The organism is Alteromonas sp. KUL42, assembly GCF_006538325.1.
Taxonomy (GTDB): domain Bacteria; phylum Pseudomonadota; class Gammaproteobacteria; order Enterobacterales; family Alteromonadaceae; genus Alteromonas.
Genome location: NZ_BJKK01000018.1, coordinates 55,134 through 81,189, shown reverse-complemented (window position 1 = coordinate 81,189; position 26,056 = coordinate 55,134). Strand labels below are relative to the sequence as shown.

Genomic DNA, 26,056 nt, shown 5'->3' with positions numbered 1-26,056 from the left:
AACTTCCGACTGAAAGTTTAGTAAGGAAAAGGTCGCTCAACTCGCCTGGCTCACTTCACCTTACTGAAAATCTCGAAAGCGTAGCTTTCGAAATTGCCTAGGTAAAGGTCGCTCTCACGATAAATCGTGATTCGCCTTACAAAATTTTAGTGTTGCGATGCAACACTAGCAAAAATTTTGTCCCCTTCGTCTAGAGGCCTAGGACACCGCCCTTTCACGGCGGTAACAGGGGTTCGAATCCCCTAGGGGACGCCATATCGAAAAAACCAGCCATCCGGCTGGTTTTTTTGTATCTGCAGTAAATACACTTCACTCAGAAAGCATTCCATTCTTCAAAATCAAAACTCATATTGGACACACACTTCAAATCTCACATTAAAATAAAAATGAATAGAAAAGTGGACAGACACTCGGTTCCCCTCTCAAATCTGTTTGCTTAGTGAGTCAGATATCAGCGCTACAATATTTGTACCGCCGAAAAATATGCAGAATAGGACAGACATTCAATTGATTTAATATGTGTATGTCCACAGTTACAGCATTTCTAAAATGAAAGCTTCTGCACCTATGACAAACGCTTACGAAAGCTTTTATAGCTGTTAACATAGGCGTATCAACTAAGAGGTATTATATGCAACATTATTCAATTGGAACGCCCGGTAAGCCATGGGGTGATGAAGAAAAGGCACAGTGGAAAGCGCAACAACACATACAACGTAGTTACAACGAGGAAGTATTAAGCAAGTTAGAGAATATTGTTCCTGAAGGCTTTAAGTTGACGCAGTATGGTGCTTTACCATATGACGAAGCTCGCTACCCTTTGTATGCGATTGTTCCTGATACAATTGATTCAAATAAGCCATCAGCACTTGTCACCGGTGGCGTTCATGGCTACGAAACTAGTGGTGTGCAAGGTGCAATACAGTTTATCGAGTCAAAGCTTTCTGATTTTGCTGACGGGTTCAATATTATTGTGGTTCCTTGTGTTAGCCCTTGGGGTTATGAAACAATTAATCGTTGGAACCCGATGGCACTTGATCCAAATCGTTCTTTTTTCAGTGATTCACCAGCACCGGAATCGGCGCTATTGATGAAGTTCATCGACGAAATGGATGTGGCATTAACGTTACACATTGATTTGCATGAGACAACTGATACAGACAACAGTGAGTTTAGGCCTGCGCTGGCTGCACGTGATGGTACTACACACGATAATTGGAACATCCCCGATGGCTTTTACACGGTTGCCAATACACCTAATCCCCAATTGGCGTTTCAGCAAGCTGTAATTGAAGCGGTTAAACGTGTAACGCATATTGCGCCTGCTGATGAAAACGGAAAGATTATTGGCGCCGATGTCGTCTCTGAGGGAGTTATTTGTTATGACAAGAAGGCGCTGTTCTTATGTGGTGGTATGACAGACGCCAACTATGTAACAACAACCGAAGTGTATCCGGATAGTGCTAACGCTACACCACAAAACTGTAATGACGCTCAAGTAGCTGCTGTTTGCGCGGCATTAGAATTTATTAAATAGACGCTTGAACGTTTAGACGTCTAGATGTATATTTGGGCCTTCTCTTGGAGGAGGCTTTTTGTGTTTACATTTTCTGCAGTAATTTACGACGGTAACAAACAAACTTTAGTTCGCTACGATGGTAGGACAGACACAGAGTTTTCTGCCTATCTAGAAGCGCGTTATGGTTGTTATGTATGCCTTTGGTCAAACAAAGAATTGTCTGAAAGTACCCTTGCGACTATTGCTGCATCAAGAAAACTGCAAAACAACCAAGAGAATACACCTAACCTTTCACTATGAACCCAGCATCACCTTGTATTGGATCATGTAGGCTCGACAGCGAAGACATTTGCACGGGGTGCAAGCGTACCATTGATGAAGTGATACACTGGCGAACTTATACTGATTCACAAAAAGCTGCCGTGTTTACACGCCTTCAGCAGTTAGCTAACAATCAACGTTCTACAAACAAGTAAGGTTTCTTTAAATTAGCGCGTAGCAGCAAACTAATCTATACGTATCGCTTTTCGCTAAAGTGGACAGACACTGATGTTTGACTACTGATTTTAATATGAGCTTAATGTGGACAGTCACTCATACCTAATTACCGTATCAAGAATGTTGCTAAGCAGACTATGATTTTACTGATATTCAATAGCGAAGGGGGGTCGCATTTTGATACACTCTCGCGCCGATTTTTTAAGCGATTGAGTTAGAGACTACCCTGAATGAAAGTAATTCTTGCCCCTATGGAAGGGGTTGTTGACCATTTAATGAGAGACATGTTGACACGCGTTGGTGGTTTCGATCAGTGCGTGACAGAATTCGTCAGGGTTGTTGATCAAAAACTGCCTAAAAAGACCTTTTATCGCCTTTGTCCTGAGTTACATAACGGCGGTAAAACTCCAGCGGGGGTACCTGTTCGTGTTCAGTTACTTGGTCAACACCCTCAGTGGTTGGCAGAAAATGCACAGACAGCAATTGAACTTGGTTCGCCTGGTGTTGATCTTAACTTTGGGTGCCCTGCTAAAACTGTGAATAAAAGTAAAGGCGGTGCAGTATTGCTTAAAGAGACTGAAACCCTGTATAGCATAGTAAAATCAGTGCGCGAAGCCGTGCCTCAGGATATTCCGGTGTCAGCCAAAATTAGACTTGGTTTCGAAGATAAGTCTTTGGCGATAGACAATGCTATAGCAATAACGGAAGCTGGCGCTTCTGAACTTGTTGTACATGCTAGGACTAAAACAGAAGGATACAAACCGCCAGCCTACTGGGATTGGATAGCAAAGATTAAACAGCATACCTCCATACCTTTGGTGGCCAATGGTGAAATTTGGAGTGCTGAGGATGCAAAACAATGTCAATTGCAATCTGAATGTATGAACTTAATGATTGGCCGTGGGGCGCTAGCTTTACCTAACTTAGCAAAGTGTATCAAGCATGGTGAATCACCAATGCCGTGGTCAGATTTAGCTTCTTTGTTAATTCAGTACTCGGGTTATGAAATTTTTGGTGATAAAGGCAAATACTACCCAAATCGCATAAAGCAGTGGTGTGGTTACCTCAAAAGACAGTACACAGAAGCTGAGGTATTATTTAATGACATAAGGCGTTTAACCAAGTCTCAAGATATTGTTGACGTGCTGGCGCGCCAATCCTCGCAATAAACCGTCTATCTACCCCAATGTTTCTTGGCAGTCTAAAAGCTATCCGATAATCTGATATGGGCAATCATGTAAGTCTTGTTTACGTTTTTGCTCATAATCAATAATAAAAAATAGCTCTGGGGAAAACATGAAGATCACACCGTCAAAGCTGACGCTTTTGGCTGTATGTTCCGCTACTCTGTTTGTAGCAGGATGTGCGAAAGACAAGTCAAAGGACGTTACTCAAGCACCTAAAGTTACGATTCAATCAAATCCTTATCCAAGTACCTATAAGCCTATCGAGGGTCAGCCAACATTAATAACTAATGTGACCATTTTAGATGGTATTGGGAATAAAATAGACAATGGCAGTATCTATTTTGCTGATGGACAAGTCCAAGCGATAGCTCAAAGTGGACAGACACTCGATGTGGCTGTCAATACTGTTATTATTGATGGGAGCGGCAAATGGGTAACGCCAGGAATCATTGATAACCACAGTCATTTGGGCGTGTATCCATCGCCATCAACTCATTCTCATTCAGACGGCAATGAAATGACGAATCCTGTCACGGCACAAGTGTGGGCTGAGCATTCTGTGTGGCCTCAAGATCCGGGTTTTGGACGGGCGCTTGCCGGCGGCGTAACCTCATTACAAATATTGCCTGGGTCGGCTAATTTGTTCGGCGGCCGCTCTGTTGTGTTAAAAAATGTCCCTAATAGAACCATGCAGGATATGAAGTTTCCTGATGCTCCTTACGGAATGAAAATGGCCTGTGGCGAAAACCCCAAGCGTGTTTATGGGCAGAAAGGTGGCCCGATGACGCGTATGGGAAATGTAGCGGGCTATCGTCAAGCATGGTCTGACGCACAAGACTATATGCGCAAGTGGGAGTTATATGAAAAAGAATATGAAGCTGGCAAGAACCCAAAAGCGCCAAAGCGAGATTTAAAGCTTGAAACGCTGGCTGGGGCGTTAAATGGTGATATCCGCGTTCATATGCATTGTTATCGCGCTGACGAGATGACAGTGATGATGGATGTAATGAAAGAATTTGATTATCAAATTGGCACTTTCCACCATGCCGTAGAAGCATACAAGATTGCAGATAAGTTAAAAGAGAATAATGTTTGCTCTGCTATGTGGGCTGATTGGTGGGGCTTTAAAATGGAAGCGTACGATGGTATTCGAGAAAATATTCCCGCTGTTCACGCTGCTGGTGCATGTGCCATTGTTCACTCTGATAGCGATTTAGGCATTCAGCGACTTAACCAAGAAGCCGCTAAGGCGTGGTCTGATGGATTGCGTGCTGGTATTGATATTCCTATGGAAGATGTGTGGACGTGGCTATCAGCTAACCCTGCAAAATCACTGGGTATTTTTGATAAAACTGGCTCGCTAGAAAAGGGCAAGCAAGCGGATATCGTTTTATGGAATGGAAATCCTTTCTCAACTTATACCAAAGCTGAGCACGTCTACATTGATGGTGGGCTTGCCTATTCATTAACGGACGAAATGTCGTGGCCAGTAAGCGACTTTGAACTAGGTCAAGTAGGCGAAGGAGACAAGAAATGAAGAAGTTAGCGGTTGTTTTAGCATCTCTAACGCTGGCTACTTCAGCACTAGCAAATAACTACGCTATTGTTGGAGGAAAAGTGCATACCATGGGCTCGAAAGGGACTATAGAAAACGGTACTGTGCTTATAAAAGACGGTCGAATTGAGTCAGTGCTTGCCAACGGTACAGCGCCGCAAGGTTATGAAGTGATTAATGCAGCAGGGAAAGTGGTAACACCCGGTTTTATTGGTGCATTGACCTCGTTGGGTTTAGTGGAAGTGTCTTCATCGTCAGGCGTAGTGGACTCAAGTATTGAGAAAACACCTATATCGAATACAGGCGCAGCCTTAGATGTGCAATACGCCATCAATCCAGATAGCTCACTACTTGCCATTACACGATTGGAAGGAATGACCTCAGCCGCAACGGCGATTAATAGTAGTCATTATTTATTTGGTGGCCTTGGCGCAATTATTAGCTTAAGTGGACAGTCACCTGTTTTGAAGTCAGCTGCTTTTATGACAATAGATGTAGGAAGTGAGGGCGCTGAAAATGCAGGTGGTTCTAGAGCCGCACTGTGGGTGATGTTAGATAAAGTTCTACAAGAAGCAGAAAATGCCTCATCGACGTTATCTGCCGAAAAACCGTGGTATGGGTTGAATACGCGTTCGGATGTGGATGCACTCAAGCGCGTATTGAAAGGTGAAGTACCTTTGTTCATGCGTGCGGATCGCGCTGCAGATATTCTCCAGGTGATTTCATTTAAGGACAGACACCCAAATATTAAGGTTGTATTGGTTCATGGAGTCGAAGCTTGGCGCGTCGCCGATCAACTTGCTAAGGCGAGTATTCCTGTTGTAATTGATCCTGAGTACAATTTACCAGGGGGCTTCGATCAAATGGGGGCCACATTGAGTAATGCTGCTCGACTTCATGATGCTGGGGTTCAAGTTGCAATTGGAATGGACACTCACAATATTCGTTTGGCCGCCCAACATGCAGGTAATGCAGTGGCAAACGGCTTGCCACATCAAGCAGGTTTGGAGGCGCTTACAAGTATTCCAGCAGGAATATTTGGCGTAGATAATGATATAGGTATTCTAAAGCCTGGAAGTTTTGCAGATATCGTTATTTGGTCGGGCGATCCGCTTGAAGTAACCGAAGCGGCTGAAACAGTTTTTGTTGGTGGCGAACCAATAGAGATGGAGTCACGTCAGACCAAGCTTAGAGACCGATATTTGTCACTACGCAAGGAAGGGAACAATAAGCCCTCACAATATCAACGAAGTGAGTGATTATTGTAGTAAATGTCTATTAAGGGTTTCTTCGGAAACCCTTTTTTATGAGAGATATTTTTCTGCGTTTCTTACGTTAGGCCGGCAAGACCTTCCACACGCCACTGCGAATTCGGTCATAGCGTCAGCAGTACCGGCGGGCCCTGTAAATAGTGTTTCAAAGTTACTTGTAACCGTTCGCCAACTTTTTTCATTGATACCTAATTTCTTTAAAAGTCCAAAAGAACGCTTATCATTTGGTTTGCTACCAACCGCTTTTGTATTAATCGAATGTTTTAACAGTGCGATGTAGTCATTTAATGTAAATGGAATTTGAGCTTGGATGCTCGAACTTTTCGTATTAAACGACATCAGGAATTTAGGCTTTTTGTTAGCTTTGGCAGCATTTAGTCTGTATTGAATTGTGGTGTATGACGAACCTTCCAGAGTTTTAGTCATTTTGGCTCGAATAGGATTTAAATCTACGTATGCCATAACACTGGCCAATGCCTTATTGTCTAAAATAGCTTGTGAGCGAAATCTACGTTCCCAAAAGTATCCCTTGCACTCGTCTTCTTTGTTAGCGCGCCGAGCGACGTACTCGTTCAATAGCTTCATGAACCAGCTAATTGACGTTAAACGCTTGCGGTAGGTAGCCGTAAGTGCTTTCACATCAATTAGTTCTGATTCGGTTAGTTGCTCTTTACCACTTTGAAGGTAACGTTGGACAACAGGAGGGCATTTATAAAACATACGCCAACGAAGGAGTACTTCGTCCATAGACCATCCTTCAGCTCTACCTTTGGCAATATGCAACACTGTATGTACGTGGTTGTGCATGATGGCATACGCGCATAGGTCGATAGCAAATGCTTCGGAGAGTGCATGTAACCTTTCCTTTATCCATTTTCTTCGATGTTCGTAGTTCACCCCCGTTTTGTGATCTTTGCCGCATAAATAAGACTGTCTTACGCAGCGAGAAATACAATGGTAGTAAGGCGTGATTTCCGTATTTACTTGTTTGTAACGAGGTAAAGGCATATCCATATCCCAATAGTTTTTTCTTATTATCGGTTTCCTAACCTATTTGTGAACTGGCAATGAGGACAGATTTGGCCATGAGAGGTCAAAAACACTGTGGACAGCCACATAGCTATTTAGTAATACGAGAGAAGCGTAAAAGAAGGTAAAAAGGACAGACACTTAGAAGTTAGTGCCTGTCCAAAAAGGAGTTCAAAAAGGAGTTCAAAAAGGAGTAGGCGAGAGGTTAGACAATCTCGCTGAGGAATGTCGGTGTCTGTCCAATACTGTATTTCGCACTTTGAAGGCTTATAAAACAGAATTCACTAATAGCTAATCCCACAACCACTTAGTAAAAACTAAACGTAGACATCCACCTGTGAGCCCACTCGTTCGTTTGCTCTGTTACTTGTTTCTGATGTTGGCTGAACTTCGCTTTTCGAGCTTTGTGCTTCACTACTAGCCTCAACTGCTTGCTGAGGTGCTCGCTGCGGCGATTCTAGTACAGTAGAAACTGGTGTTGAATTTACAGAAGAGACATCCATAGTAAACCTCAATCAAACATTTTAGATGTTATTAAAAGTAGCACATTTATTGCTCAGTAAGTATTAAACTTCTTAAGTGTCTGTCCATGATTTTAGCAATCATTGGCTGGGCTTCAGCATTGGGATGAATTCCATCGCTTTGCATTAGCTCACTTTTAAGTGCTATGTCCTCAAGAAAAAAGGGAATTTTCACAACTTCTTGTTCTTTTGCTACGCGAGAAAAGCTCTCTGTAAACATTTGCGTGTACCGCCGGCCATAATTGGTCGGTATCTGCATTTCTTGCAGAAATACTACGGCGTCACTATCCTTGGCTTTGGTTACCAGCGTTGTTAAGTTTTCCCTAACCTTTTTAATGTTGTGGCCTTGCAGGGCATCATTTCCACCAAGCTCAATGAGAATGTGTGTGGGTTGGTGTTGCTCTAATAAACGAGGCAGCCTTGCTAAGCCTCCATCGGTGGTTTCCCCACTTACCGCAGCATTTACAATTTCAATCGGAATATTGTCGTCATGCCACATTTTTTGTAACAAACTAACCCAGCCTTCTCGTTGCTGTAAGCCATAAGCAGCAGATAGACTGTCACCAAGAATTAAAAGTACGGCCTGTTCACCTTTTAAATCGTCTGTGGCTTGATCTGAATGCGCGTAGGCAGGTATTAAAAGAATAACCAGTAAAACAAGTACTTTACGAAATCTAACAAACACGAATTGATGACCCCTTATGATTAAAGCGAACTCTGTAATTAAAGTAGTAGATACGAGTGAAGGCTCTTTGCAGATCCTTCGTCCAATTTCCTTTGAAGTCAAGTCGGGTGAGTCCATTGCCATTATTGGTGCGTCGGGCTCAGGAAAATCTACACTTTTGGGGTTACTCGCAGGGCTAGATGAAGTTACCGAGGGAGAAATTTTCTTAGACGGTGAAGCGCTACACACCATGAACGAAGAGCAGCGCGCTATCCTTCGTGGGCAGAAAGTCGGCTTTATTTTTCAAAGTTTTATGCTTGTACAAAGTCTTACTGCGTTAGAAAACGTAATGTTGCCAGCAGAAATTGCGGGGTTGAATAACCCCAAAGCACTCGCGATGGATATTTTGGAAAATGTTGGACTCAAACACCGCGCTCATCATTTTCCCAATCAGTTATCCGGTGGTGAGCAACAACGGGTTGCCATAGCCCGAGCATTTATCACATCACCTAAAATTTTATTTGCAGATGAGCCTACGGGTAACTTAGATGCAAAGAACAGCGATAAAATCGAATCATTGCTGTTTGAGATGAATAAAGAGAAAGGCACAACACTTGTGTTGGTAACCCATGACAATACATTAGCTGAGCATTGTGATAGGCAACTTACCATGAATGCAGGCGAGTTGGTTGAAACTACCAAGACTCAAGCGCAAGAAACAAAAGAGGCGGTATAAATGTCAATGTCGTTTAATTTGGCGTGGCGTCTGTTTCGGCACGAGGCTCGCCGTGGTGAACTAACCATTATTTTGCTCGCTATTGTTTTGTCAGTAGGCGCGGTATTGTCTTTGTCTTTATTTAGTGAGCGTTTGCAAGGTGCACTGAAGTCCCGCTCTGCTGCATTTATAGCAGCAGACGCCCAGTTGCGATCAGATAAGCCCATTGATGAAACATGGTTCGATAAAGCGCGAGACGAGGGGTTATCAACCGCTAAACAAGTCACAACCCGTTCCATGGCGTTCAACGGCGATGAAATGACTTCGGTGGATTTACGTGCTGTAAATACCACTTACCCATTGAAAGGTAAGGTGAATATTACCGACCAGCCGTTTGGAGAGAAGCAAGCGGCCAATTTGTTGCCTGAGCCAGGACACGTATGGGTTCAATCTCGGTTATTTCAAACATTAGGGCTAGCAATTGGTGATGCAATTGAAATTGGCGACGGTATTTTTGTGGTTTCAAAGGTTCTGGTGGATATTCCTGATGCGGGATTCAGTATATTTAGTACAGATCCAATCGTGCTGATGAATTTAGATGATTTGGACAAAACGGCTGTAACTGGCCCGGGCAGTCGAGTGAGATATGTTGGCTTTTTTGCCGGAGAGCCTGACGTAGTTGAAAACTTCAATAACTGGCTTTTACCTCAATTAAATGATGACCTTCACTCATGGAGAACAATTGAGGACGACGAATCGGCCATTGGCGCATCGGTGGCACGTGCCGAGAGATATTTTTTACTAGCTAGTTTGCTTGCCATTGTACTTGCAGCTGTTTCTATTGCAGTAGCTGCTCAGCGCTATGCTCAGCGTCACTTTGACCCGGTTGCTATCATGAAAACACTAGGTGCAACCGCGAAAACCATTCGAAAAATTTATCTTATTCAAATCTTACTTATTACAGCACTGGGTATATCGATTGGACTTGTTATTGGGTTTATTGGGCAGCAAATTGTGGTACAGCTTGTCGCCGACAGTGTAGATGTAACCCTTGATGTATGGCATTGGCGACCGGTAATAATTGCTGTCGCTACTGGGGCGACTTGTGCCTTACTCTTTTCGCTCTACCCGTTACTACAGTTATTTTCTGTGCCACCACTACGTGTATTGAGAAAAGATATTTCTGCGAGCATGCGTTCTAAGAGTATTCAATTTATTGCCTCTGGTGGCGCTATCTTTTTCTTGATGTGGATGTACAGTCAAGACCTGAAGATCAGTGCCATATTGTTTTTCTCAGGCGCCGTTTTAGTTGCCGGCTTGTTGGGAGCTACATTTTTACTTATTGCAGTAGGGCGTCGTTTAGGTAGCGGAAGCATGGGGCCATGGCAATTAGCATGGGCCCGCATAAAACGTAGGGCGATGGATAACAGCGTTCAACTTATTAGCTTCTCTGTAACCATCATGTTGTTACTTGTTGTGTTGGTTATGCGCAACGATATGGTGTCACAATGGCGCTCTCAGCTTCCAGAAGGTACGCCTAACTATTTTCTTATCAATATTACACCTGATATTAAACCTTCATTGGACAGACACTTCAAAGACAATGGCATCACCATCAATGAATTTTACCCGGTTATTCGTGGGCGTTTTGTCTCGGTTAACGGCGAAGGTGTAAATACCGAAGTATCAAAAGAAGATGACGCTAATCGAGAGGGGCGGAGAGGTCTTGGTCGTGAGGCTAACCTAACATGGAGTAACGTGCTCCAGAAAGAAAATGAAGTTGTAGAGGGTATATGGCACGGAACTGCTAATGCTAATTATTCAGAAGGTCGGTTTCCCGTTTCCGTTGAAGCGGAAGTGGCCAAGCGTTTGGAGATCAAATTAAATGACATGTTAACCTTTAACGTAGGCAGTGAAATTGTTGAAACTAAAGTGACGAGTATTCGTAAAGTTAACTGGCAAACTATGCAGCCAAACTTCTTTTTTGTCATACATCCTGAAGCGATGGCTTCTTTCAAGCCAACTTTTATCACTAGCTTTCATTTGCCAACGGAACAAAAATCAGAGCTGACAGCGTTACTGAAGCCATTTGGCTCAATAACTATGTTTGACGTAGATGCGCGAATTAATCAATTACGAGAAATAGTTGATCAAGTTTCAGTGGCGGTGGAGTTTATTCTGGTATTGGTTTTACTTGCTGGAACCCTTGTCCTGGTTGCACAAGTTCAAGCTAGCATGGATGAACGTAGACAAGAAATTGCCATACTTCGCACACTTGGCGCCAAAGGGGCATTGATTCGTCAAAGTGTTATCTTTGAGTTCGTTATCATTGGCTCTGTGGCCGGATTCATGGCCGCACTAGCAAATGAGCTTAGCTTGTATATGCTGCAAACTTCAGTATTCAAAATGAAGGCGAGTTTGCATTTCGAGTACTGGGCTATAGCGCCAACAGTGGGGGCTATAGTTGTAGGGTTATTAGGAGCGATGGGATGTTGGCGACTTTTAACCTTGAATACTAGTCAGATGCTGCGAAAAATGGTGTAAGGCGTCTTTAACACTTAGAATGGAATTTTGTGGACAGACACTTACTTTAAATTGAAGTGTCTGTCCAAACGAGTCACTATTAGCTGTAAATGTCACCTAATGCTTCATTAAGCCCACTATATCTAAAGTGAAACCCCATATTTAATAGGTTATGTGGAATTACTCGCTGACCTTCCAAAATCATCGTCGAAGCCTCACCCATGACGATATTCATAACAAACGATGGAACATTGAAAAGACAAGGCCGTTGAAGTGCTTTTGCTAGAATCTTAGTGAATTGTCTATTTGTCACAGGTTCGGGCGCTGTTAAATTGAACGGGCCTTCACAATTGTCGCTAGTTAGTAAAAATGCTATTGCACTTACCATGTCATCTAAATGAATCCAAGATAGATACTGATTCCCAGACCCCAACGTACCACCCACACCTAGTTTAAACGGAAGGGCCATTTTATCGAGTGCACCACCTTCCAATGTCAATACAACACCTGTGCGTAGCGTAACAACTCGCGTAATATCGTTTTCTACGCTGTTAGCAATGTCTTCCCACTTTTTACAAAGTTCATAAGTAAACTCTTTGTTTGGTGTTGTATTTTCGCTTACGGTTTTATCGCCTTGATTACCGTAGTATCCGATAGCTGAACCAGAGATAAAAACCTTGGGCGGCTGCTCGCTAGCGTTAATTTTCTCCACTAAACCTGCGGTGATTTCCCAGCGACTTTTGCATATCTTTTCTTTTTGAGTGTCTGTCCAACGTTTGTCTGCAATAGGCTCGCCGGCTAGATTAATAACGGCATCAAATATCCCGATGTCTTGAATATCTGTCATGCTTCCAATGATATCTATGTCTTTTCCGAGCAGTGACTTTGCTTTATTCGGTGTACGAGACAGTACGGTGAAAAAGTGTTCGTCTTTGAATTGCTCTATAAATTTACGACCAATCAAACCGGTGCCACCGGTCATTAGGATTTTCACTGGTTTGCACTCCTCACGTATTTGTTATCCCGATTTGTTGCAGGAAAGCGTTAATGACACTGAATCAGAAAATCTCAAAGCATGGGGCTTATCCACTTCCACTTCCGCATATCGAACTGATGAATGCTCTGCTGCAATACTCAACACGTCAGCAGTGAGTTTCTCCAACAATGAAAAACGGTTATCTTCAACGAGTTTGATAATAGCCTTGGTAATCGTTTTGTAGTTCAACGCATCACTCATATCATCACTATTTGTTGCTTTCTCAGCGTCGTAGTCAATTTTTACATTTACTACCACATCTTGCTTATTTTTAATCTCATCGTCATTTATGCCAATATAAGTACGAAGTCTGAGGTTTTTGATTTTTATGGTGGCAAGGTTAAAAGTCATGAAAGTCTCTTGTTTGTAGTTAGCTATAAGTCGTTGTAAAGTACTGTCGTTTCACTTTGGAATGTAGCACAAATGTCAATGGAACTACGCTCGTCATCAGCAAAAATATTAGTTGTACTCGCTTGCTTAGTCGTTGTTATGGCCGGGATAAAAGCAGCAAGCACAATTATGGTGCCCTTTTTCCTTTCTATATTTATCGCGATTGCATGCGGCCCTATTATTCACTGGACTTCAAAGTTTGGTGTGCCAAAGTGGTTGTCGATTACCTTTGTTATACTGTTAATAGTGGTATTTGGTTTTCTTCTTGCTGGGCTTGTTGGGCAATCAATGACGGAGTTTCGTGAGAATTTGCCAGAATATAGAGATAAATTGAACTCTGAGTTTGTTTGGGTAGTGGCGAAACTTGCTGAATTTAATATAAATATTAATCGTGAATTGATTGCTTCGCACTTGGATCCTGCAACCGCAATGTCTGTCGCTACTAACTTTATTAGTGGTATGGGTGGGGTCCTCTCAAACCTCTTTTTGATCCTTCTTACCGTTATTTTTATGCTTTTTGAAGCTGATAGTGTTCCACGTAGATTACACATAGCTTTGGCTGACCCAGGCATGAAGCTAAAACACATCGACCGCTTTATTCGTTCTGTGAACAGCTATTTAGCTATTAAAACCGTGGTGAGCTTAGGCACTGGGTTAATAATCGGTTTATGGCTTTACATTCTAGATGTAGACCACTTCATGTTATGGGCGGTATTGGCGTTTATGCTTAACTATATACCGAACATAGGTTCGATCATTGCCGCTGTCCCCGCTGTACTTATCGCATTTGTTCAACATGGCCCCGCAACGGCCGGTTTTGCAGCGCTCGGGTTTGTACTTGTTAATACCATTATGGGCAATATTGTAGAGCCTCGGTTAATGGGGAAAGGAATGGGACTGTCCACGCTTGTTGTATTCTTATCGCTCATTTTTTGGGGGTGGCTACTGGGAACCGTGGGTATGTTGCTATCAGTACCACTTACAATGGTGGTTAAAATAGCATTAGAGTCTAGGGAAGAAAGTAAATGGCTAGCGGTATTGCTTTCTAGTGAAGGAGATAATAAAGCGTAGCGTCACGGCTTGGAATTTCAATAAATGCGTATGTATTTAATAAAGTGGACAGGCACTCGTAATATTTAAATCGAACATAAATCATTAAGCTGCATTTAAAGCGGACACACACCTAGATAACTTGAAAGAGGACAGTCACATTGATGATGTAAGTGTCTGTCCTTTTTCATTCTCACTTTCTTGAGTTTATATAAGCCGTGGTGTGATGTGATTCGGAAATTCAACGATGATACTTGCGCCACCTAGTTCACTGTCTTCAATGTGCATACGTCCCTCATAAATCGCCACCAAATCTGCAACTAAGGCCATTCCGATGCCATGCCCTTCTGAATATGTGTCTAGGCGAGTTCCTCGCTCTAATAAGAGTACTTTCTTATCTTCTGGTATACCTGGGCCGTCATCGTCAATTTGGATCTTAAGCCAACTGTCAGCCATAAAAGCGGTTACTGTGATGGTTGATTTCGCAGCTTTACAGGCGTTGTCTAACACGTTACCACACAATTCCATCAGGTCGGTTTCATCGCCCTTAAACTTCGTATCCGTTTCAATATCAAACTCTATCGTTAAGCCTTTGTCTTGATAGACTTTATCCATTGCATCGGCGAGTTTATGGAATATAGGCTCTACATCAATAGCGCTTTGCCAGCCAGATTTTCCTGCGCTGGCACGTTTTAATTGTCGCTGAATGATACGATCTATTTGTGTTAGGGCTTCGCTCACTTCTTCAGGTATCGCTTTATGACCAGACGCTACAGCCAAAGGGGTTTTTAAACTATGGGCTAAATCACCTAAGCTATTCTTATAGCGTGTCCTTTGTGCTGCTTCGGTTTGTAGAAGACCATTGATTGAGTGTTTCAGAGAATCAAACTCAACCGGATATTTAGCATCTAAGGCAGGTTTTTTTTCCATTTGAGGTCAATGATATTTCTTCTATTAGCTTTCGTACTGGCATAAGTACAACACTAATGCCAACTACTATGAAGAAAAGAAGTACAAGGCACAAAGTAAATATCCATTGCCATGTCGTAGTAATAAAGGTGTCTCTTTCAGCTTCGAAAAGCGCCTTGTCGTTGAAAATATAAAAGCGCACTGGCTCAAAGTCTCTGCTTGAGGCAAATTCGGCAGTAAAGGCGTAAACAAAAAAGAGGTGTCGTTTTTAAATGATGGGAAATAGGAATCGATAAAGAGTTCATTTCCTACAGAGACGTCAATATCTGGAGGGGTGAAAGTGTATTCAAGAGCGGATGCAGATTGCCAAATCACCTTGTCTTTGAACACTATTAAGCCTAAAAAGCCCGAACCAGGTAAATTCAATTGCTCTTCGTACAGAATTTCAGGCATATACGGAACGTCACCGTCCAGCTCAAACGCCGACAGCAAACCTAAATTCATCAAACGCAATTCACTCATTTTGGCCTGGGTCAGACTTTTGGTGTAGGCATCATCAAGAATAATTACCGTAAACGGTGCAAAAAAACCTAAAAGCACAATGGCGAGCAGTGTGCTTCGAAGCCTCAAAGAGAGTTGCTTCATAGATTACGGTTTATCCTATACCCGCGACCTCGCAAGGTTTCTATGGGTTTTAGTTCACCGTTGGGGTCGAGTTTCTTACGCAATCGACCAACAAAGACCTCAATAACGTTGCTATCTAAATCAAAATCTTGATCGTAAATGTGTTCTGTCAATTCCGTTTTCGAAATTACTTTTTGTGGGTTTAGCATTAGGTATTCCATCACCTTGTACTCATAAGCTGTTAAATCTAATGCTGTACCGTTTAGCAAAAGTTCCTCTGTAACGGTATCAAGTGAAATTGGGCCAAACTGAATAGTAGGGTTAGCTTGTCCTGATGCGCGCCTAATTAATGCTTTTGCTCTCGCAAGGAGCTCCTCATTGTGAAACGGTTTGGTTAGGTAGTCGTCTGCACCTGAGTCTAGTCCTTCTACTTTCTCTTGCCACCTGTCTCGCGCAGTGAGAATAAGTATTGGGCATGATATGTCGGCTTGGCGTGCCTTTTTTATCACCTCGAAACCATCTAATTTGGGCATACCAATATCAACAATGGCGAGGTCATAACTGTATTCCTTTATCAGGAAAAGAGCGTGCTCACCATTATCAGCTAAGTCTACGCTGTAACCATTTTGCTGTAATAAACTATCTAATTGGGTGAGAAGCCTACTGTCATCTTCGGCTACAAGAATGCGCATATTAATCCCTATCTTTAGATGTTTTTACTTCACCTGAGTGCTTATCAACATCCACTGTTACAACACGTCCTGACTTTTTCAGAACTTTCACACGATATTTATGTGCGGTTTGTTCTACCTTGAGAACTCGCCCATTTTCAGCGTATCGAGCACGTTCAGCGGCTTCACTTTTGGTGATATCGCTATTTGAGTTTTGTTGAGCAATGGCTGAGCTGGTGACCATAAATGTGATCACAATAAAAACTAATGCAGCTCGAAGCAAAAATGTCATACAACCTCACCATAAAAACTCACCTAGGCCAAACTACACGCAAGTATAACTTAGCAATATGAACCAATACTGAATTTGATTAAGTCTACCTTGCTTAGCGTGATGTGTACATATGGCTAGGATGATGTGGAAGGGTTCTACTTAGGATGAACATAAATGATACAAAGAAATGATGCAAAGGACAGACACTTTGATTTCGGCCGGTGACATGAAAGTATGAAATTGGACAGGCACTCATATTTGAGGGTTGAATATGGCTTGCAGAGTATTTGAGCTGAAACCGAGTGTCTGTCCACTTTTCTATTCACATTTTTACCATTTCTTGAGCACAAAAAGTAAGTGTCTGTCCTCTTTAGGCCTTTGTCCTCTTTAGGCCTTTTAAACGTAAAAAGCCCAGTACGCAATGCACTGGGCTTTATCAAATGACCAAATAAAACAAAGTGTTTAAGGCAGCACTTTCTTATACGGTTTCACAAGCACACTGTCATAAACACCCGCTTCAATGTACGGATCTGCATCTGCCCAAGCTTGAGCGTCATCAATAGTCTCAAACTCAGCAACCACTAATGAACCTGTAAACCCAGCGGGGCCAGGATCATTACTGTCAATTGCAGGAAAAGGGCCTGCCAATATCAATCTACCTTCGGCTTTTAATTGCTCCAATCGAGCAAGGTGAGCGGGGCGAGCAGCGAGGCGTTTTTCTAAACTGTCTGCCACATCAGTGGCGCAAATCATATATAGCATGCGTATTATCCCTTTGTCGTGGCAGATTTCATTGACGCTACAAATTTGCCAAGCTCGCTTAGCATTTTCTCACTATCGCCAAGGTGAGCTGCGATAATATTCACTGTTGCCGAGCCTGAGATAGCGCCCGCGGCGCCAGCGTCAATTGCCGACTTTACTTGCTCTGGTGTAGATATACCGAAACCGAGTAACGCTGGCGCAGCATTGTGTTTATTTAACCGAGCGATAAGTTCCGAAGCAGGGATATTTGCAGCGGTTTCGGCGCCTGTTACGCCCGCACGCCCCAGTAAATACGTGTAACCTTTAGAGTATTCACCTATTTTCTGCATGGTTTCTTCTGTTGCATTTGGCGGTGCAATAAGTATTTGGGAAATACCAGTTGCATCTGCCGCCTTTTGAAAAGGCGCCGCTTCGCGGATAGGCACATCGGCAACTAAGATAGAGTCTACACCAGCATTTTGAGCTTGTTCGTAAAACGTCTCAATGCCTCTTGCCATAACTAGGTTGCTGTATAAGAGCAAGCCAATCGGAATATCAGGATATTTTGCACGAACACGAGCGATAACCGCCATGCAGTCTGCTACCGTTGCTTTGTTGCCAAGCGCACGAATACTGGCCGCTTGGATGGTTGGGCCGTCAGCGATAGGGTCAGAGTAAGGTATACCTAGCTCAAGGGCATCTGCACCGCTTTCGATAAGTTGGCATATGATGGCTTCGGATTGCGCTAAATCAGGGTCTCCTACCATCACAAAAGGAACAAAAGCGCCTTGATTTTCTGCGTCAAGTCGCGAGAACATTTTTGCGTATCTATCCATTACAGCTTATCTCCCAAAATTTTGGTTACATGCGCTAAGTCTTTGTCACCGCGCCCAGACAAATTCACAACAATGATAGTTTCTTCTTCTGCTTCATCCGCCATATTCAGTGCGTGAGCAAGAGCATGAGAGGATTCTAACGCAGGAATAATCCCTTCTTTTCTCGCGAGTAATTGGAAGGCATTTAGCGCTTCGTCATCGGTAACGGCAACGTATTCTGCGCGACCAATATCGTGCAAATAGGCGTGTTGAGGTCCTACAGCAGGGTAGTCGAGTCCAGCAGAAACCGAGTAACTCTCCTCAATTTGTCCTTCTTTATCTTGCATGATAAACGTATACGCACCGTGTAGAATGCCTTTTGTACCGGTAACTATAGTGGCGCCGTGTTCTTTGGTGTGCACGCCTTTACCCGCTGGCTCTACACCCACTAAGCGAACTGATGGCTCGTCAATAAAGTCGGCAAACATTCCAATGGCATTTGAACCTCCGCCAACACAGGCCACGACGGCATCAGGTAGTCGGCCTTCTTTTTCCATAATTTGAGCACGTGTCTCTTCACCTATCATGCGGTGATATTCACGAACTATGGTAGGGAAAGGGTGAGGACCGGCAGCGGTACCCAATAAATAATGCGCTTTGTCATAGTTAGCAGACCAATCGCGCATTGCCTCGTTTACGGCATCTTTTAATGTGCCTGACCCAGCATTGACGGGAATAACTTCTGCGCCCATCAGTTTCATACGGAAAACATTCGGGGCTTGACGTTCCACGTCTTTTGCACCCATATAAATGCGCGCTTTTAATCCAAGTAGTGCGCACGCTAGCGCAGTCGCTACACCGTGTTGACCAGCACCCGTTTCAGCAATAACTTCGGTTTTGCCCATGCGCTTGGTAAGTAGTGCCTGTCCGAGTACTTGGTTTGTCTTGTGCGCACCACCATGCAGCAGGTCTTCGCGCTTAAGGTATAGCTTTACTTTAGGGTTACTAACTAGATTGCGCGTTAACGTCATTGATGTCGGGCGACCGGCATAATCTTTTAGCAGCGATAGAAATTCTTCATTGAAGCTTGGATCTTCTTTGGCATCCAAAAACGCTTTTTCCAGCTGATCTAACGCGGGAATGAGCAATTCGGGCACGTACATGCCACCAAATTCGCCAAATTTTGTCTCTAATTGGTTCATACGTTGTCCTGTTTTCTTAACATTAGTATCGACGGCAAACAGCAAATAAAGCCGACAACAATTCCGCCGACTTTATACCAGGAGCTGTTTCCACGCCTGAATTTATATCTATCAGGCCACAGCCTGATTTAATAGCATTGCTTATATTGTCTGGGTTTATGCCGCCAGCAAGTACTAACTTATCTTTATTTTTGAGTGGCTTGATAAGCTCCCAATCAAAAGACACTCCCGTGCCGCCTTTTTGATCGCCCACTTTACAGTCGAGTAATACGCGGCTAACGTTTACGTTGCTTAAGTGTCTGTCCACTTCGGTAGGGGTTTGCTTTTGTACACACACAGCAACCCATATTTCACAGTGTGGAGGAAGTTTTTGCGCCAGCGCTGAAATGTAGTTTTCATCCTCGTCACCGTGTAACTGTACAGCAAAAAGGCCTAACTCTTGTGCTAGCGATGCCACCTCATCAATAGTGTGGTTAACAAACACGCCGACAAAAGCACCGTCGACATTTTGTGTAATCGATAAGGCCGTGTCTTTTGATACACAACGAGGCGATTTTTCTGCGAAAATTAATCCGCCAAAGCTTGCGCCTGCGTCAAATGCCATTTGTGCCTGTTGAGTATTGGTAAGCCCACAAACTTTAACTGCACCGTTTATCAACGTTTTAACCGCGCGAGGTAAATCAGCTTGCGCCATAAGTGCGCTACCCACTAGAAAGCCTTGCGCAACTGGTGCTAGTCGCAATACATCTTGATGTGTGTAAATTCCCGACTCAGAGATCACCACAAACTCGTGTGTAGCAGCGTCTAACATGGGAACTAAGCGTTCAGTTGTAGCAAGGTCTGTGGATAAATCACGTAGGTTGCGGTTATTAATGCCAATAATGTTGGCTTTAAGGTCAATGGCTCTCGCCATCTCCTCTTCATTGCTAACCTCTGTCAAAATGTCTAATGATAAGGCGTTCGCAACACAGGCAAGTTCGCGATACTCGTCATCGCTCAATACACTTAACATCAGTAGTACAGCGTCCGCATTGTAATGACGGGCTAAGTAAACTTGATAAATATCAACAAAGAAGTCTTTGTTTAATACGGGTTGCGCTACTCGCTCTGTAACATAAGCCAAGTACTCAAATTTACCTTGAAAGTACTTCTCATCGGTTAATACAGAAATGCCTGCGGCGTATGGTGTGTATGCAGCCAGAATTTCATCTAAATCGAAGTGCTCTCTAATTAACCCTTTCGATGGAGAGGCCTTTTTACACTCAAAAATAAATCCAGCATTAGGCTCATTGAGCGCCGCAAATAAACTTTTACCCGATGGTGATAAATTTTCTTTAAATGAATCGAGGGGGAAAGCTGCTTTTCTTGCAGCGACTTCTTCACGCTTATCGGCAACAATTTTTTCTAGTACATTAGCCATGCGTTGTTTCCTTTTGCGAGATGTTTGCCACCTTGTTTAACACTTGCATTGGTAAGCCTTCTGCCATCGCATTCATTGCCATTTCTGCACCCTCTTTAAAAGTGCTGGCATGCCCAGTCACTTTTAATAGTGCAGCACAGTTCATTGCAATAGCTGCTCTGTGAGCTTCTTTGCCTTCACCGTTTAGTGCAGCTTCAACAAACTTTTTGTTTTCTTCAGGTTCGCCACCTTCAATGGCTGACAATGGAAAGTGTGGTAATCCAAAATCTTTAGATGTCACTGTGAGAGTACGGATATCACCGTGCTCTAGATCTAAAATGGTTGATTCACCATGCAGAGCAAGTTCGTCTAAACCGTCCCCATGAACAATCATGGCGCGATGTTGGCCAAGCAGCATCAATGTTTTGGCATAAGATTCTAATAACGCTGGTGAGTATACGCCAAAAACGCCATGAGTGGGGCTTGCAGGGTTAGCCAGCGGCCCCAATATGTTAAACAGCGTTCTTGTTTTAAGCGCGGCGCGAACCGGAGCGGCATAGCGCATACCTGCGTGATACACCGGAGCAAACAAAAATGTGAAGTTGGCTTCATCGAGGCATTGGCGTGCTCCTTGTGGGCTGACTTCCAAATTCAACCCAAATTGACGAAACAAGTCAGCGGAGCCTGATTTACTCGACACACTGCGATTACCATGCTTTGCGACTTTTACACCACACGCAGCCGCTACCACACCTGCTGCACTTGATATATTAATGGTGTTATGGCCATCGCCACCGGTACCGACAATATCGGCAAACTCGTAGTTTGGGGTAGGGAACGGCAGGGCATTGGCAACCATGGCACTTGCAGCGCCCGCAATTTCACTGGGGGATTCGTTTTTAATTTTTAATGCAGTAAGCACAGCAGCAATAACTACCTCGCTTTGTTCACCGTGCATTATGCTGTTAAACAAGCTATACGCTTCGGTTTGAGATAGCGATTCTTGTAACATAAGTTGTTCTAGTAAAGGGCCTGCATTAAGCATGGTTTGCTCCCTGTAACGTTAAATAATCAATACTTTGCTTTAATAGCAAACTGCCTTGGGCGGTTAATATAGATTCCGGGTGGAATTGAAAGCCAAGCATGCGGTCTTTGTCGTTATATACCGCCATTACTGCCTCGCTACCATCATCGTTTATTGTCGAGGCGCAAACAGCGAGGTCGCTTGATAATTCATGGGCGACAAGGGAATGGTAGCGGGCAACATGAAATGGCTGGGGTAAACCTTCAAACATCGCACTCTCAGAATGCGTTATTGCTGATGATTTACCATGCATGACCTGAGAGGCTCGCCCAACGGTTCCACCATAATGCTCCACAATGGCTTGATGACCTAAGCAGATACCGATAACAGGGAAAATCCCCCGTACTTTTTCAAGTAAAGCTGGCATGCAACCCGCCTCACTCGGTGCACCCGGTCCCGGTGATAACATTAGCAATACGGGGCCTTTTTGCGCTTGTTCCTGCATTTTTTCAAATAACATATGGGCGGAAACTGTGTTTCGATAAACTTTAATGTCTAAATCCAGTGTACGTAACTCATCTACCAAGTTGTATGTAAATGAGTCTACGTTATCTAATAAAAAGAGGGTTGTAGTTTGTTGGTTCATGCGTTGCCCTCTTCTTTTAACGAAAACTCTTCGGTAAGTGCGGCTTTAACTGCGCCAATAACGGCTTGTGCTTTTGCGCGGGTTTCGTCTGCTTCCGATTGCGGTATAGAGTCATAAACTACGCCTGCACCGGCTTGTATGTGTGCAGTACCATTTTTAACAAATGCTGAGCGAATGACTATACATGTATCCATATCACCCTGACCATTTAAGTAACCTACAGCGCCACCATAGCTACCTCGGCGCTTCTGCTCTACTTCGCGAATCAGAGTTGCTGCGCTCACCTTTGGCGCCCCCACCAGTGTACCCATGTTCATGCAGGCTTGATAGGCATGAAGTGCGTCTAAATCGTCGCGAAGCTGCCCAACGACACGCGAAACCAAATGCATTACGTGAGAGTAGCGATCCACTTTGAGTAAGTCTTTCACATAGCGAGTACCGGGACGACTTACTTTAGCCACATCGTTGCGCGCTAAATCAACCAACATAATATGCTCTGATTTTTCTTTGGTGTCTTCGCGTAAATCAAGCTCTATACGACTGTCCAAATCTCTATCAATAGTACCGTCAGCACGTTTACCACGAGGGCGCGTTCCTGCAATCGGGTAAATCTCAACTTGGTTACTTTCGCTATCGTATTTAAGTGCTGATTCTGGAGAAGCGCCAAAGATACTAAATTCGGCGTCTTGCATGTAAAACATATACGGACTGGGGTTTGATTCTTTTAACTTGGCATAGGCAAGCAGTGGTGACGGACAGGGGAGAGAAAATGTCCGCGACGGTACTACTTGAAAAATATCGCCGGCTAAGATGTGTTGTTTCAAGTCAATGACGTGATTGCAGTAGGTCTCATCGTCTACGTCCACACTGACGTCGATACTTTTTAGTGTCTGTCCGTTTTGATTTGCGTTTGTATTAGCGTTCTGTGTTGTTAGCTCTGGTGTACTTGGCATGTCGTGGAGTTGTTGATGGATGCTCTCCAAGCGTTGTGCCACTGCAAAATAGTTTTGTGCTACATTGTCGCCGCTAAATACACTGCCAATAAGCTGGGTCTCGCGTGTTTGGTGGTCAACGGTAATCAATGTTTCAGCAAGATAGAAAACAAAATCAGGGCAATCATTTTGACCTTCTACTACGTCGGGAAGCTTTTCAAAGCCGGCCAGCATATCGTAGGCAAATACCCCGCCTAAGAACACGGCATGGGGATGATTGCGAATAGGGGTGATTTTATTAACCACAATACGCAGCGCATCCATCACGCTTGCAGCCTTTAAACGGCTGTCTTCATCAAGTTCGCCACTGGCTTGCTCACAAAGCAAGGTCACCGAGGTTTCATTAGCTGCCGTGATATTTAGTCCTTCAGGGCAGTGGGTTCTAAACAGTTCTAGAACAGATGAGCCATTGCCAGTTAATGCCTGAATATCTACGCGATCACCTCTGCACTCCATGCGCAACGCAGCGTCTACCATTAATAGGCTTTGAAGATCGTCCTTCGAGTCAATTTCGGCTGACTCAAGAAGCAGCGCATTATGTGTGTTATTACACAGGTGGGCAAAGGCGGCGAGTGGATCATCAACATAGTGCCCAACTCGCTCTATTGTTTCTACTTTGCCCGGGGAGGTCCCCAGTTCCGCTAAACTCATTTTTGCTACTCTCCACTTGCAAAAAGATAAAAAAAAGGCCCGTATAAACGGGCCTTTATGTGTTTTCATTCACGCACTACTGTGCACACCGCCCGTTAATCTAGGGAGTGCCACCACCACGCTGCAACTGTCATTGCTGTAAAAATATTGTTTGTGTGCATGAATTACTCGTTGTTTTTCTAAACTTCAATAGGATTTGAAGTCGTTAATACGTATACTTTGTCCCTATAGAAGAAAACAATTTGCCTTTTCTGTCAACCTTAAATTTGCATAAGACATTGAAAATAGATCTACATAGCCATACAAAATTTTCTGACGGGCACTTAACCCCGGAAGAATTAGTCCTAAGAGCACACACAATGCAGGTGGATGTGCTCGCTATTACTGACCACGATACCGTCGCTGGGTTAGACGAAGCCCATGGCGTTCAAGCAAAGCAAAAGCGCGCGATGACCATAATTGATGGTGTGGAAATCTCTACACTTTGGCACAGCTTTGATATTCATATTGTCGGCCTAAACGTCAATAGGCACTGTCCAATATTTTTGAAGCGATTGGCAGAGCAGGCCGCAGTGAGGGAAGAACGCGCCCACCTTATTGCTGAAAAACTTGAGAAGTGTGGTTTTGAGGGTGTGCTTCCTCGCGCTAAAGCGCTCGCTGGCGTAGGGCAAGTAACCCGAGCGCATTTTGCTCGTGTGTTAGTGAACAACTACGGTGTGCCATCGATGGAAGCGGCATTCAAAAAGTACTTGGGCAAAGGGAAGCGTGCAGCAGTAAAGGCACAGTGGCCTGCCATTGAAACGGCGATAATGTGGATCCAAGAGGCGGGTGGACAAGCCGTACTGGCACATCCTGCGCATTATGATATGACAGCAAAATGGCTAAGACGCTTGGTGGCAACTTTTGAACAAGCGGGTGGAAACGCCATTGAAACCGCCTTTCCAGGAATTAATAAAACCAAGCAGGAACTTATCAACGAGATTGCACAAACTCATAACTTGCTAGCGTCAGCAGGATCGGATTTTCATTTTCCATCGCGCTGGACAGAATTAGGTAAAAACTTAGGAATTAGCAGCAAACTTACCCCAGTTTGGCACAATTGGGAACACATTGGTGATCTATCTGCGCAGTGAAGTAGGTAGAGTATTGTCACTTTACTTGTTTGTAAACTAAGGCGTTTATAAGAGACTTGCGCAATAGATTTTTACAAGCGGCACATACAAGAGCTAGGCACAAGAGCTATTCACGCGAGTTAGGCACACGAGTTGGGTACACTGGCCGCACATAGCGTTATTTGCCTGAAACCTAGGTGGCCGCCTATTCGGACTATTTCTATTCGTACAATGCCTTTTCGTATTATGCTTAAATGGACAATAATACGAAGAACAGGCACAGTAGAACTATCGCTGAAAGAGCACTTTTCAGATTAGAGAAATATCATGAGCCAATTTTTTTATATACATCCAGATAACCCGCAAAAGCGATTAATTAGCCAAGCGTGTGAATTAATTCGCGAGGGTGCAGTTATTGTTTATCCTACCGATTCCGGCTACGCCATTGGTTGTCAGATGGAAGATAAAAAAGCGTTAGAGCAGCTTTGTAGAATTAGACAGATAGATAAAGATCACAATTTCACATTAATGTGTAGAGACATGTCTGAACTATCGATTTATGCAAAAGTCGACAATACCGCTTTTAGGCAAATTAAGAACAACACGCCAGGGAGCTACACCTTTATACTTAAGGCAACCCGTGAAGTGCCTAAGCGTTTACAAAATCCTAAGCGTAAAACTATTGGTATTCGCGTCCCCGACAATGCAATTGCTCTGGCTCTACTTGAAGAATTAGGCGAGCCTTTGATGTCTACTTCACTGATTTTACCGGGTAATACGATGGCCGAATCAGACCCAGATATTATTCGCGATAATCTTGAGAAGCAAGTTGGGCTGATTATTCACGGTGGCTACATCGGCGAGCAACCAACAACAGTAATTGATTTGTCTGAAGATACTCCTGTTATCGTGCGCCATGGTACTGGCGACCCTAGCCCGTTTGAATAATTAAGGGCTAGTTTTTGAGTAGTGATGCGGCCTTGACGCCTGAAAAGAGCAACAACGACGGTCATTCGACTGAGTCGGCTAAGTCAACTG

At 43.7% G+C, this 26,056-nt stretch carries 27 protein-coding genes and 1 tRNA gene; 12 read left to right on the top strand and 16 right to left on the bottom strand.

The features are described 5' to 3' along the window. The first annotated feature begins 179 nt into the window (after positions 1-179). The 7 genes from EYR97_RS18405 (at position 180) to EYR97_RS18375 (ending at position 6,018) form a co-directional block, all read left to right on the top strand. A tRNA-Glu gene (locus tag EYR97_RS18405) sits at positions 180-255 on the top strand. A gap of 376 nt (positions 256-631) precedes the next feature. Then, positions 632-1,537 carry a M14 family metallocarboxypeptidase gene (locus EYR97_RS18400; RefSeq protein ID WP_131095225.1) on the top strand — a complete coding sequence of 302 codons (906 nt, stop codon included), beginning with the start codon at positions 632-634 and terminating at the stop codon, positions 1,535-1,537. A gap of 60 nt (positions 1,538-1,597) precedes the next feature. Then, positions 1,598-1,819, top strand: a complete 222-nt coding sequence (locus EYR97_RS18395; protein ID WP_131095224.1) for a hypothetical protein — start codon at positions 1,598-1,600, stop codon at positions 1,817-1,819. Next, positions 1,816-1,995, top strand: coding sequence for a DUF1289 domain-containing protein (locus EYR97_RS18390; RefSeq protein WP_131095223.1), 180 nt, complete (start codon positions 1,816-1,818; stop codon positions 1,993-1,995). The genes EYR97_RS18395 and EYR97_RS18390 overlap by 4 nt, the downstream gene beginning before the upstream one ends. Positions 1,996-2,247: 252 nt before the next feature. Then, complete coding sequence (dusC, locus tag EYR97_RS18385; RefSeq protein WP_131095222.1) at positions 2,248-3,186, top strand: tRNA dihydrouridine(16) synthase DusC; 939 nt, start codon at positions 2,248-2,250, stop codon at positions 3,184-3,186. 127 nt (positions 3,187-3,313) lie between these two features. After that, positions 3,314-4,741: an amidohydrolase gene (locus EYR97_RS18380; protein WP_131095221.1), complete on the top strand. Its 1,428-nt coding sequence runs from the start codon at positions 3,314-3,316 to the stop codon at positions 4,739-4,741. Next, the gene (locus EYR97_RS18375) at positions 4,738-6,018 is read left to right on the top strand and encodes an amidohydrolase family protein (RefSeq protein ID WP_131095220.1); all 1,281 of its coding nucleotides are present in this window, start codon (positions 4,738-4,740) and stop codon (positions 6,016-6,018) included. The genes EYR97_RS18380 and EYR97_RS18375 overlap by 4 nt, the downstream gene beginning before the upstream one ends. Before the next feature lie 45 nt (positions 6,019-6,063). On the opposite strand, the gene EYR97_RS18370 is transcribed toward EYR97_RS18375, so the two are convergent. From EYR97_RS18370 to EYR97_RS18360, 3 genes are all read right to left on the bottom strand, one after another. Next, positions 6,064-7,038, bottom strand: coding sequence for a transposase (locus EYR97_RS18370; RefSeq protein ID WP_131095219.1), 975 nt, complete (start codon positions 7,036-7,038; stop codon positions 6,064-6,066). 338 nt (positions 7,039-7,376) lie between these two features. Then, a complete protein-coding gene (locus EYR97_RS18365) occupies positions 7,377-7,562 on the bottom strand; it encodes a hypothetical protein (protein ID WP_131095218.1) in 186 nt (61 codons plus the stop codon). A gap of 46 nt (positions 7,563-7,608) precedes the next feature. Further along, positions 7,609-8,265 carry an arylesterase gene (locus tag EYR97_RS18360; protein ID WP_131095217.1) on the bottom strand — a complete coding sequence of 219 codons (657 nt, stop codon included), beginning with the start codon at positions 8,263-8,265 and terminating at the stop codon, positions 7,609-7,611. A gap of 16 nt (positions 8,266-8,281) precedes the next feature. Between EYR97_RS18360 and EYR97_RS18355 the strand changes: the two genes are divergently transcribed. Beyond that, positions 8,282-8,980, top strand: a complete 699-nt coding sequence (locus EYR97_RS18355) for an ABC transporter ATP-binding protein (protein WP_131095216.1) — start codon at positions 8,282-8,284, stop codon at positions 8,978-8,980. Beyond that, on the top strand, positions 8,981-11,503 hold the full coding sequence (locus EYR97_RS18350) for an ABC transporter permease (RefSeq protein ID WP_131095215.1): 2,523 nt from the start codon (positions 8,981-8,983) through the stop codon (positions 11,501-11,503). 79 nt (positions 11,504-11,582) lie between these two features. Here EYR97_RS18350 and EYR97_RS18345 read toward each other — a convergent pair whose 3' ends face one another. Together EYR97_RS18345 and folX are read right to left on the bottom strand one after the other, a co-directional pair. After that, positions 11,583-12,476, bottom strand: a complete 894-nt coding sequence (locus EYR97_RS18345; RefSeq protein WP_131095214.1) for a TIGR01777 family oxidoreductase — start codon at positions 12,474-12,476, stop codon at positions 11,583-11,585. Positions 12,477-12,500: 24 nt separating this feature from the next. Next, complete coding sequence (folX, locus tag EYR97_RS18340) at positions 12,501-12,869, bottom strand: dihydroneopterin triphosphate 2'-epimerase (protein WP_131095213.1); 369 nt, start codon at positions 12,867-12,869, stop codon at positions 12,501-12,503. Between the two features lie 72 nt (positions 12,870-12,941). On the opposite strand from folX, the gene EYR97_RS18335 reads away from it, so the two are divergent. Next, positions 12,942-13,979, top strand: coding sequence for an AI-2E family transporter (locus EYR97_RS18335; RefSeq protein ID WP_131095212.1), 1,038 nt, complete (start codon positions 12,942-12,944; stop codon positions 13,977-13,979). A gap of 186 nt (positions 13,980-14,165) precedes the next feature. On the opposite strand, the gene EYR97_RS22535 is transcribed toward EYR97_RS18335, so the two are convergent. The 11 genes from EYR97_RS22535 to EYR97_RS18285 form a co-directional block, all read right to left on the bottom strand. Beyond that, entirely contained in the window at positions 14,166-14,888 is a 723-nt protein-coding gene (locus EYR97_RS22535) for an ATP-binding protein (protein ID WP_242635118.1), read from the bottom strand. A 66-nt stretch (positions 14,889-14,954) separates the two neighbouring features. Then, positions 14,955-15,512, bottom strand: coding sequence for a hypothetical protein (locus EYR97_RS22530; protein ID WP_242635117.1), 558 nt, complete (start codon positions 15,510-15,512; stop codon positions 14,955-14,957). Continuing rightward, the gene (locus EYR97_RS18325) at positions 15,509-16,183 is read right to left on the bottom strand and encodes a response regulator transcription factor (protein WP_131095211.1); all 675 of its coding nucleotides are present in this window, start codon (positions 16,181-16,183) and stop codon (positions 15,509-15,511) included. The genes EYR97_RS22530 and EYR97_RS18325 overlap by 4 nt, the downstream gene beginning before the upstream one ends. Before the next feature lies 1 nt (position 16,184). Then, positions 16,185-16,454: a PepSY domain-containing protein gene (locus EYR97_RS18320; RefSeq protein ID WP_131095210.1), complete on the bottom strand. Its 270-nt coding sequence runs from the start codon at positions 16,452-16,454 to the stop codon at positions 16,185-16,187. Positions 16,455-16,898: 444 nt separating this feature from the next. Continuing rightward, the gene (locus EYR97_RS18315) at positions 16,899-17,198 is read right to left on the bottom strand and encodes a YciI family protein (protein WP_131095209.1); all 300 of its coding nucleotides are present in this window, start codon (positions 17,196-17,198) and stop codon (positions 16,899-16,901) included. A gap of 5 nt (positions 17,199-17,203) precedes the next feature. After that, on the bottom strand, positions 17,204-18,013 hold the full coding sequence (gene trpA, locus EYR97_RS18310) for a tryptophan synthase subunit alpha (RefSeq protein WP_131095208.1): 810 nt from the start codon (positions 18,011-18,013) through the stop codon (positions 17,204-17,206). Next, entirely contained in the window at positions 18,013-19,194 is a 1,182-nt protein-coding gene (trpB, locus tag EYR97_RS18305) for a tryptophan synthase subunit beta (protein WP_131095207.1), read from the bottom strand. Before trpB ends, trpA begins: the two co-directional genes overlap by 1 nt. Positions 19,195-19,216: 22 nt before the next feature. After that, positions 19,217-20,614 (bottom strand): bifunctional indole-3-glycerol-phosphate synthase TrpC/phosphoribosylanthranilate isomerase TrpF, encoded by a 1,398-nt coding sequence (trpCF, locus tag EYR97_RS18300; RefSeq protein ID WP_131095206.1) that lies wholly within the window; start codon positions 20,612-20,614, stop codon positions 19,217-19,219. Next, a complete protein-coding gene (gene trpD / locus EYR97_RS18295; RefSeq protein ID WP_131095205.1) occupies positions 20,607-21,638 on the bottom strand; it encodes an anthranilate phosphoribosyltransferase in 1,032 nt (343 codons plus the stop codon). The genes trpCF and trpD overlap by 8 nt, the downstream gene beginning before the upstream one ends. Then, complete coding sequence (locus EYR97_RS18290; protein WP_131095204.1) at positions 21,631-22,263, bottom strand: aminodeoxychorismate/anthranilate synthase component II; 633 nt, start codon at positions 22,261-22,263, stop codon at positions 21,631-21,633. The genes trpD and EYR97_RS18290 overlap by 8 nt, the downstream gene beginning before the upstream one ends. Next, positions 22,260-23,906: an anthranilate synthase component 1 gene (locus EYR97_RS18285; RefSeq protein ID WP_131095203.1), complete on the bottom strand. Its 1,647-nt coding sequence runs from the start codon at positions 23,904-23,906 to the stop codon at positions 22,260-22,262. The genes EYR97_RS18290 and EYR97_RS18285 overlap by 4 nt, the downstream gene beginning before the upstream one ends. Before the next feature lie 278 nt (positions 23,907-24,184). Between EYR97_RS18285 and EYR97_RS18280 the strand changes: the two genes are divergently transcribed. Beyond that, positions 24,185-25,039, top strand: a complete 855-nt coding sequence (locus EYR97_RS18280; RefSeq protein ID WP_131095202.1) for a PHP domain-containing protein — start codon at positions 24,185-24,187, stop codon at positions 25,037-25,039. 306 nt (positions 25,040-25,345) lie between these two features. Next, positions 25,346-25,966, top strand: a complete 621-nt coding sequence (locus EYR97_RS18275; RefSeq protein ID WP_131095201.1) for an L-threonylcarbamoyladenylate synthase — start codon at positions 25,346-25,348, stop codon at positions 25,964-25,966. Positions 25,967-26,056 lie beyond the last annotated feature (90 nt).

Bases quoted from the DNA above. Each gene is read 5' to 3' on its own strand.
- trpA (WP_131095208.1), bottom strand. From the start codon at position 18,013: ATGGATAGATACGCAAAAATGTTCTCGCGACTTGACGCAGAAAATCAA.
- EYR97_RS18325 (WP_131095211.1), bottom strand. From the start codon at position 16,183: ATGCGCATTCTTGTAGCCGAAGATGACAGTAGGCTTCTCACCCAATTA.
- EYR97_RS18320 (WP_131095210.1), bottom strand. From the start codon at position 16,454: ATGACATTTTTGCTTCGAGCTGCATTAGTTTTTATTGTGATCACATTT.
- EYR97_RS18335 (WP_131095212.1), top strand. From the start codon at position 12,942: ATGTCAATGGAACTACGCTCGTCATCAGCAAAAATATTAGTTGTACTC.
- dusC (WP_131095222.1), top strand. From the start codon at position 2,248: ATGAAAGTAATTCTTGCCCCTATGGAAGGGGTTGTTGACCATTTAATG.
- folX (WP_131095213.1), bottom strand. From the start codon at position 12,869: ATGACTTTTAACCTTGCCACCATAAAAATCAAAAACCTCAGACTTCGT.
- EYR97_RS22535 (WP_242635118.1), bottom strand. From the start codon at position 14,888: ATGGAAAAAAAACCTGCCTTAGATGCTAAATATCCGGTTGAGTTTGAT.
- EYR97_RS18375 (WP_131095220.1), top strand. From the start codon at position 4,738: ATGAAGAAGTTAGCGGTTGTTTTAGCATCTCTAACGCTGGCTACTTCA.
- trpCF (WP_131095206.1), bottom strand. From the start codon at position 20,614: ATGGCTAATGTACTAGAAAAAATTGTTGCCGATAAGCGTGAAGAAGTC.
- EYR97_RS18315 (WP_131095209.1), bottom strand. From the start codon at position 17,198: ATGCTATATATGATTTGCGCCACTGATGTGGCAGACAGTTTAGAAAAA.
- EYR97_RS18355 (WP_131095216.1), top strand. From the start codon at position 8,282: ATGATTAAAGCGAACTCTGTAATTAAAGTAGTAGATACGAGTGAAGGC.
- trpB (WP_131095207.1), bottom strand. From the start codon at position 19,194: ATGAACCAATTAGAGACAAAATTTGGCGAATTTGGTGGCATGTACGTG.
- EYR97_RS18390 (WP_131095223.1), top strand. From the start codon at position 1,816: ATGAACCCAGCATCACCTTGTATTGGATCATGTAGGCTCGACAGCGAA.
- EYR97_RS18290 (WP_131095204.1), bottom strand. From the start codon at position 22,263: ATGAACCAACAAACTACAACCCTCTTTTTATTAGATAACGTAGACTCA.
- EYR97_RS18365 (WP_131095218.1), bottom strand. From the start codon at position 7,562: ATGGATGTCTCTTCTGTAAATTCAACACCAGTTTCTACTGTACTAGAA.
- EYR97_RS18370 (WP_131095219.1), bottom strand. From the start codon at position 7,038: ATGCCTTTACCTCGTTACAAACAAGTAAATACGGAAATCACGCCTTAC.
- EYR97_RS22530 (WP_242635117.1), bottom strand. From the start codon at position 15,512: ATGAAGCAACTCTCTTTGAGGCTTCGAAGCACACTGCTCGCCATTGTG.
- EYR97_RS18275 (WP_131095201.1), top strand. From the start codon at position 25,346: ATGAGCCAATTTTTTTATATACATCCAGATAACCCGCAAAAGCGATTA.
- trpD (WP_131095205.1), bottom strand. From the start codon at position 21,638: ATGCTTAATGCAGGCCCTTTACTAGAACAACTTATGTTACAAGAATCG.
- EYR97_RS18350 (WP_131095215.1), top strand. From the start codon at position 8,981: ATGTCAATGTCGTTTAATTTGGCGTGGCGTCTGTTTCGGCACGAGGCT.
- EYR97_RS18380 (WP_131095221.1), top strand. From the start codon at position 3,314: ATGAAGATCACACCGTCAAAGCTGACGCTTTTGGCTGTATGTTCCGCT.
- EYR97_RS18400 (WP_131095225.1), top strand. From the start codon at position 632: ATGCAACATTATTCAATTGGAACGCCCGGTAAGCCATGGGGTGATGAA.
- EYR97_RS18285 (WP_131095203.1), bottom strand. From the start codon at position 23,906: ATGAGTTTAGCGGAACTGGGGACCTCCCCGGGCAAAGTAGAAACAATA.